Consider the following 7,750-nt stretch of genomic DNA (forward strand, 5'->3'; position numbering starts at 1 on the left):
ATTGGACGAGATCAGCAACCGGGCCGTCTTGCATGCGCACACACCCCCGGCGATGTCGGTGCCGGCATTGTTCGCCGCGCAAGTCGCCCGCACCCCGGATGCGACAGCACTCAGCTGCGGCGAGGACTCCTGGACCTACCGGCGACTCGACCAGACCGCGAACCGGCTGGCACACCTGCTGACCGGCCGCGGTGTGGGTCCCGGATGCGTCGTCGGGATACTGATGGAACGCTCGGCCCATGCCATCGCCACACTCACCGCGGTGCTCGAAACAGGGGCCACCTACCTACCCATCGACCCCGAACACCCCAGAGCACGAATCGAATTCATGCTCACCGACACCGCACCCGTCGCCGTCATCACCACTACCGACCTCGCCGAGCGTCTGGACGGGATCGACATCCCGATCATCGACATCAACGACCCCGCACTCGACACCCAACCCAGCACCCCACTACCCGCACCGAACCCGGACAACATCGCCTACCTCATCTACACCTCCGGCACCACCGGAACTCCGAAAGGCGTGGCCGCCACCCACCACAACATCACCCAGCTACTGACAAACCTGAGCACCGGCCCCACACCCGCCTCCGAACAGGTGTGGGCACAATGTCATTCACTCGCCTTCGACGTCTCGGTATGGGAGATCTGGGGCGCGCTGCTCCACGGCGGACGACTGGTGGTGATCCCCGACTCGATCACCCGCTCCCCCAGCGACTTTCACGACACGCTCGCCGCCGAACACGTCTCCATGCTGACCCAAACCCCCACCGCCGCAGCAATGCTGACACCACAGGGGCTGGACTCGGTCACCCTGATACTCGGCGGTGAACTCTGTCCCGCCCACATCGTCGATCAGTGGGCGCCCACGCACACAGTCATCAACGGCTACGGCCCCACCGAAACCACCATGTGCGTCACCCTCACCACCCCCTTGACACCCGGATCGGGGGCACCGCCGATCGGGGCAGCCGTACCAGAGGCGGCATTGTTCGTCCTCGACCGCCGGCTACAACCGGTGCCGATCGGCGTCACCGGCGAGTTGTATGTGGCCGGCGCGGGAGTCGGTTGCGGATATTGGCGCAGGTCCGCATTGACCGCATCACGGTTCGTGGCTTGTCCATACGCGCCTGGGGAACGCATGTATCGCACGGGCGATCTCGTCCGCTGGACACATGACGGCCAACTCCACTACGTCGCCCGCGCCGACGAACAAGTCAAAATCCGCGGCTACCGCATCGAATGCGGCGAAATCCGAACCGCCCTCACCCAACTCGACGGCATCGAACAAGCAGCCGTCATCACCCGCGAAGACCGACCCGGCGACAAACGACTCATCGCCTACATCACCGGCACCGCAAACCCCACCGACATACGCACCCAACTAGCCGAACAACTCCCCACCTACATGATCCCCTCCGCAATCATGACGTTGGACGCACTCCCACTGACCGTCAACGGCAAACTCGACACCCGCGCCCTACCGGCACCCGAATACACCACCAACCACTACCGCGCACCCACCACGCCCACCGAGGAAATCCTCACCACCATCTACGCCCATACGCTCGGACTCGACCGCGTCGGCATCGACGACTCCTTCTTCGACCTCGGCGGAGACAGCATTTCGTCGATGCAGGTGGTGGCGCGGGCTCGCACAGCCGGGCTGGTGTTCAAGCCGCGCGATATTTTCGTCGAGCAGACCGTTGCCCGCCTCGCCGCGGTGGCCGAGGGGGTCGGCAGTGCGGGTGGCCCGGTCGACGAGGGTCTCGGGCCGGTGGTCGCGACCCCGATCATGCGCTGGCTGCACAGTGTTCACGGCCCCATCGAGCAGTTCAATCTGATGGCGTTGTTGCAGGCGCCCGCGGGGGTCACCGAGGCCGACGTGGTGGTCATGGTGCAGGCCCTGCTGGATCGACATGCCATGCTGCGGCTGCGCGTCGACGACGACGTCGATGGGTGGTCGTTGCAGGTGCCCGAGGCGGGGTCGGTGGATGCGAGCGCTTGTCTGCACTCGGTCGACGAGTTGTCCGATGAAGAGCTGACCAAGGCGCAATCTCGGTTGAATCCGGCCGCCGGGGTGATGCTCAGCGCGCTGTGGGTCGCGCCCACCCGCCAGTTGGCGCTGGTGGTGAATCATCTGGCCGTCGACGTCGTGTCGTGGCGGATTGTGCTGGACGACCTCAACACCGCCTGGGCCCAGCACCGTGCGGGGCAGCAGGTCGCGTTGCCGACCGCCGGGACGTCGTTCGCCCGGTGGGCGTCGCTGCTGGCCGAGCACGCGCGCCGCCCGGAAGTCGTCGGCCAGGCGGCCGTGTGGAGGAAGGTGACGGCGATCCCCGCCGCGCTGCCGACGGTGCAGCCCGAGGATACGTTTGCCACCGCTGAGCACATGGAGGTCTCGCTCGACGTCGACACCACCCGCACGATCCTCGGTGAGGTGCCCGCGGCGCTTCACGCCGGAGTACACGAGATCCTGTTGATCGCATTCGCCTTGGCGTGGACGGAGTTTCTGGGCAACGGCGGCACCCCGATCGGTATCGACGTGGAGGGCCACGGGCGCGAGGAGGAGTTGGCCCCCGACGTCGACCTGTCGCGCACCGTCGGGTGGTTCACGACCAAATACCCGGTGTCGTTGGCGGTGGGTGGGCTGTCCTGGCCGCAGGTGACGGCCGGCGACACAGCGCTGGGCGCAACGATTCATGACGCCCAGGAGCAACTTCGTGCCGTCCCGAACCCGGTGACCTACGGTGTGCTGCGCTATCTGAACGCCGATGTCGACCTGACCGGTTCCGACCCGCCGATCGGATTCAATTATCTTGGGCGCCTGGGCGTTCCGGTGCTCGACGCTTCAGCTGATGACGATGTCTGGCGGATCGGCTATTGGGGTTCGTTGTTCACCGACAACGGCAACGCCGATCACGCCATGCCATTGGCGCACACCGCGGCCGTCAATGCTGTCACCGTCGACAGCGACAGCGGCCCGCACCTGCATGCCCAGTGGACGTGGGCATCATCCAAGCTCGATCGCGCGGCGATGACGAGGCTCAGCCGACTGTGGTTCGAAGCCCTCGGCGGTATCTGCGCGTATGCGCGACAAGGTGGGACCACGATGACTCCTTCCGATACCGCTACAGCCCAGCATTGTCAGCAGGACATCGATGCCGGCTCGGTGGACACCGTTCCCGCCGCGTGCCCGGTCGGCAATCTGCCGGACCACGCCGACGCCCCCGAGTCGGAGAAGCCCCGGAAAGAGCGCCTCAGCTACGCGAATTACCTTCACCTCGACGAGTTGCTCGGCGCCGTTCAGCCATTGTTCGCGAACGGCGACCGGTGCGCCTACAGCGACGAGAGGTATTTCCTGATCGTCCACCAGACCTCGGAACTGTGGGTTTCGCAGATCCTGGTGGATCTCGAACTCGCGCTGGAGTCCGCCCGTCGCGCGGAATTCGACCGGGCCATCGATCGGATGAAGCGTGCCAATGCCGTACTCGAACTGATGATGTCGACAGAAAGTGCCCTACAGCATCTCGCGGTGGATGCGTTCCAGCAGTTCCGCCCTCGGTTGCAGGGAGTGAGTGCGGCACAGTCGACCCAGTTGGCGACCATGCTGGCCGGCGTTCGCCACGCTCCCGTGACAGCATTGCGCGAGATCGTGGACGATCGGCGCGACGGCGACAACAGGGACCGAAGGCAGCGCCTGTACCTCGGCGCACAGCTCGACGTATTCATCGCCGGCCTCACACGCTGGCGGCTGAACCATCTCGACGTAGTCCGCCGCTTCATCGGGGACCGCCGAGGCACCGGGGGCACCGTCGGACTCGGCTTCCTGATCGATCGCTTGAGTGAAGGTTCTCGCCGATGACGTTGGTGCGCTACGGCCCACACCCGAGTCAGCACGGCATTCTCAGCGTTCCTGACCGCCCCGGTCTCTGGCCGGTGGCCGTGGTCATTCATGGCGGCTTCTGGCGAACGGCCTACGACGCCGACCTGACCTCCGGTCCGGCCGCGGATCTGGCCCGGCACGGCTTCGCTGCCTGGAACCTCGAATACCGGCGGGTGGGCGACGACCCGGACCGCGGAAGCGGCGGTTGGCCGGCCACCTGTCTCGACGTCGCCGCCGCGGTCGACCGGCTCGCCGCCATCGGTCGAAGCCTGGAAACCGGCGGTCTCGACCTGTCACGAGTCGTCGCGATCGGGCACTCGGCGGGAGGTCAGCTCGCCGGCTGGCTGGCAGGCCGAGGGTCGCTGCCCGCCGGTGCTCCCGGCGCCTCACCCCGCGTACCGCTGACCGGATTCGTCAGCCAGGCAGGAGTTTTGGACCTCCAGCTCGCGCTGAAGGAGGACCTGGGTTCCGGAGCCGTCCGAAACTTCCTGGGCGCCCGGGCCGACGACCCCGAGGCTGTCTCGCCGGCTTGCCCCACCGCGCTGCTTCCGATGGGCGTCCCCTCGATATGCGTGCACGGAACCGCTGACGACGATGTGCCGCTCAGCCAGTCGCAGCGCTTCGTCACCGCAGCTCGACGCGCCGGGGACGACTCCCGGTTACTGGCGCTCCCCGGCATCGACCACTTCGCACTCATCGATGTGACGTCCTCCGCGTGGGCAGCCTGCCGCGCGGCCGTCCTCGAGCTGGCGCGCTGAACCTCATCCGATGGACTCGAGGATGTCGTCCTCGACCTCCGGCCGATCCGGCAGCTGCGGCCACGCGACCGCGGTCGGCTGTCTGCGCCTTACCCGCCCACGGTCGGGACAATCGGCCGCGATGTCGGCGTGACGATCCGACCGACACCGGCGGCGCTCACGGCAATTTGTTGACCAGGGTCATGTCGCCGTCGTAGTGGGCGAGCAGACGGGGATCCATCACCTTGCGCCACAGCGGTGGAATCAACGCCAGCACGATCATGGTGGCGTAGCCATAGGGCAGCTGCGGCGACTCTTCGGAGGTGCGCAAAGTCTGGTATCGGCGGCCCGGGTTGGCGTGGTGGTCGCTGTGGCGTTGCAGGTGGAACAGGAAGACGTTGGTCACCAGGCGGTCGCTGTTCCAACTGTCGCGCGGTGAACACCGCGCGTAACGACCGTCCGCGCGGCGCCTGCGCAGCAGGCCGTAGTGCTCGATGTAGTTCACCGTTTCGAGCAAGACGATGCCGACCACGGCCTGCAGTATCAGAAAGGGGATGATCACGGGTCCGTAGGCCAGAATCAGAGCGCCGAACAGCACGGCACTCATGGACCACGCCTGCAGCAGGTTGTTGTGCCGGCTGAACCACCTTTTTCCGCGGCGGGACAGGCGTTCTCGTTCCAGGGCGAGTGCCGAGCGGAAGCCGCCCAGGGCGCTGCGGGGCAAGAACTTCCAGAGCGACTCGCCGAAACGGGCACTTGCCGGATCTTCGGGGGTGGCGACGCGGACGTGGTGGCCGCGGTTGTGCTCGACGTAGAAGTGCCCGTAGCCGGATTGCGCCAGCGCGATTTTCGCCAGCCAGCGTTCGAGATGTTCGACGCGATGGCCCAATTCGTGTGCCGCGTTGATACCGAGACCGGACACGAATCCCATGGTTGCGGCCAGGCCCAGCTTGTCGATCAGCTTCAGTTCGGGACGCGACCACATGAATCCCGCGATCGCCAGCCCGATGAACTGAATCGGCAGGAACGCGTACACGCACCATCGGTAATACCGATCGTTGGTCAACGCCTCGTAGTCTTCCTCCCGCGGGTTTCTGCTGTCGACTCCCATCGCGATGTCCAGGAGCGGAATCACCCCGAGCACCGCGATAGGGCCGATCCACCAGAACAATTCGAGCCTTGTGAAGGTCACCAGTTGCCCGGGCAGTAGAGCTCCTGCGGCGCCCAGTGAACTCAGCACCCAGAGATAGCGTTTGTGGTCGCGAACCTGGGCACGTCCGAAAACCGTCATAGCCCGTCTCTCATTCATCCGACGAGGATCGACCTGAGGTATGGCTACTGAAAACGGTCCTGCCGCATCGACGTCATGCCGCGAAATCCGGCCACACGTACCGAATTACCTACCGGGGCATTCGCTCGGTGCCGGTTCGCCGCGCAGTCGCGCGTTGATCCAGTCCTCGAGTCCGGGAAAGCTGGTGACGTAACTGCTCAGATGTTCGCCGGGCACTGTGCGGAAAATGGCCGGCACGCCTCGGCTGCATTGTTCGCCGTACATACGTTGAGCGTCCTCGAGGGGAATCCAGGGATCCCACGCACCGTGGTAGATGTACAGCGGCACACCCGATTTCCGGTCGGACAAATCCAGTTGACGATACAGGTTTTCGGCTACCGGACTGTCGAGTGGGTTGCCGATATTGGTCGCCACGTCCATCGGGATACCGACGACGCCGAGCGGTCCGTCGGCGTCACCGCACAGATCCCGCGTCGGAGAAGTCGTCACCCACTGCGCGAGATGATTCATGTACTGGAGCAACTCCGGATGTTCGCGCGCTATCGCCGTCGACACCGACAACAGAATGCCGGAGGCGATCCAGCCGTTGAAACGGTGGGCGATATTTCGGTAGTCGGCGGCCAGTCCACCCGAGGCCACCCCCATCAGCACGTCCGACAGCTCCGGCGCGTACTCGCTCTGCAACATCGCCGTGGCGTAGGCGGCGATCGCTCCACCCGAGTAGCCTTCGACCACATAGCGGCTGTTACCGAACTCCGGCAGCCCATTACGCACGGCGCGAATGGAATCGAGCATCATGTGCCCGGCCACATTCGTCTCGCCGTAAGCCATCAGCGGGCCCTCATGGTCGGGCAGAAGAACCGCGTGCCCTTGGTTCAGGGCCGACCAGATGGCCGGCAGAAACCAGACGAGATCGGTGTTGGTCCGATCGAGTATGTCGTGTGACAACTGGTAGCCCGGCGTGCAGTGCAACCCGAGCGCGTTGATCGGCATCGCGTGCACTTCCACCGGGCGGGGCCCCGGACCGTTCCACGAGGCGGCCGGCGTGATCAATGTGGCGGTGCCGAAGGAGGGTGTGCCCGTCGCCGAGGTGGAGCGGAACTTCAGCAGCACCGCCCGCTGGATCGGTACCGCCATATGCTGAGCTGCCGTCGCGGTCACGTCCCGCGTCTCGATGATCTGCCCCGGCTCCAGGCCGGCGAGATTCGCAGGCCAGGAATCGAAGGTCTGATCCCCGGTCGGCGACGACAGAATCGCCCGCCACAATGCCGCCTGCTGATCATCGGCGCTCTGCTCGGGGCCGGCGGTCAACTGCGGCGGCTTGATATTCGCGTCGATCCAGTTCTGTAGCGGGGAGGGAGGAAGATTTACCGGCGACAACTGCGGCATCGGCCCGGCGGGCGGACCGTCGTCCGCCCGAGCGGGCTGTTCGCCCATCAACGCACTAGCGACGACAACGGTTACCACAGCTGTCAGAAACCCTCTCACAAGCCACATCCTTTGTTCGGACGAAACCGCGGGGAGTGCCCCCTGCCAGGGGTTGCGCGAAGCGACTTTAGCAAGCGTCCGCGATCCTGACCAAAGAACGCGCGTGCGAAAATTGTGCGCAATGCGAAGTGCAGATAAATCGGCGCTCCGAGCGGGAAAACAATGCGAATGTCCGTGCGGCGGAACTGCTCGACGGTGACCGAGTGACAGTGGATATATGCCCGGATTGTCACCGAGGTGCCGATTGTCTCGTATTCGATCGCGGATCGGTGGCTCGAGACCGGCTTGACGCCAGTGCCGGTGACCGCGGTTTCGATCGGGTCACGATCGCGAGTCGTAGGAGAC

At 65.3% G+C, this 7,750-nt stretch carries 5 protein-coding genes; 2 read left to right on the forward strand and 3 right to left on the reverse strand.

From position 1 onward, the window contains the following. Both ON23_RS28885 and ON23_RS28890 read left to right on the forward strand, forming a co-directional pair. Window positions 1-3,868, forward strand: a 3,868-nt coding sequence (locus tag ON23_RS28885; RefSeq protein WP_157170310.1) for a non-ribosomal peptide synthetase, incomplete at its 5' end; no start/stop codon positions are given. Next, window positions 3,865-4,647: an alpha/beta hydrolase family protein gene (locus ON23_RS28890; protein WP_039782159.1), complete on the forward strand. Its 783-nt coding sequence runs from the start codon at window positions 3,865-3,867 to the stop codon at window positions 4,645-4,647. The genes ON23_RS28885 and ON23_RS28890, both read left to right, overlap by 4 nt. Window positions 4,648-4,804: 157 nt before the next feature. Here ON23_RS28890 and ON23_RS28895 read toward each other — a convergent pair whose 3' ends face one another. From ON23_RS28895 to ON23_RS38990, 3 genes are all read right to left on the reverse strand, one after another. Further along, window positions 4,805-5,917, reverse strand: coding sequence for an alkane 1-monooxygenase (locus tag ON23_RS28895; RefSeq protein ID WP_039782163.1), 1,113 nt, complete (start codon window positions 5,915-5,917; stop codon window positions 4,805-4,807). A gap of 105 nt (window positions 5,918-6,022) precedes the next feature. Continuing rightward, complete coding sequence (locus tag ON23_RS28900) at window positions 6,023-7,354, reverse strand: lipase family protein (protein ID WP_051043518.1); 1,332 nt, start codon at window positions 7,352-7,354, stop codon at window positions 6,023-6,025. A 47-nt stretch (window positions 7,355-7,401) separates the two neighbouring features. Next, a partial coding sequence (locus ON23_RS38990) for a hypothetical protein (RefSeq protein WP_218001129.1) occupies window positions 7,402-7,750 on the reverse strand: 349 nt, incomplete at its 5' end.

The organism is Nocardia cerradoensis NBRC 101014 (assembly GCF_000308535.1).
GTDB lineage: Bacteria > Actinomycetota > Actinomycetes > Mycobacteriales > Mycobacteriaceae > Nocardia > Nocardia cerradoensis.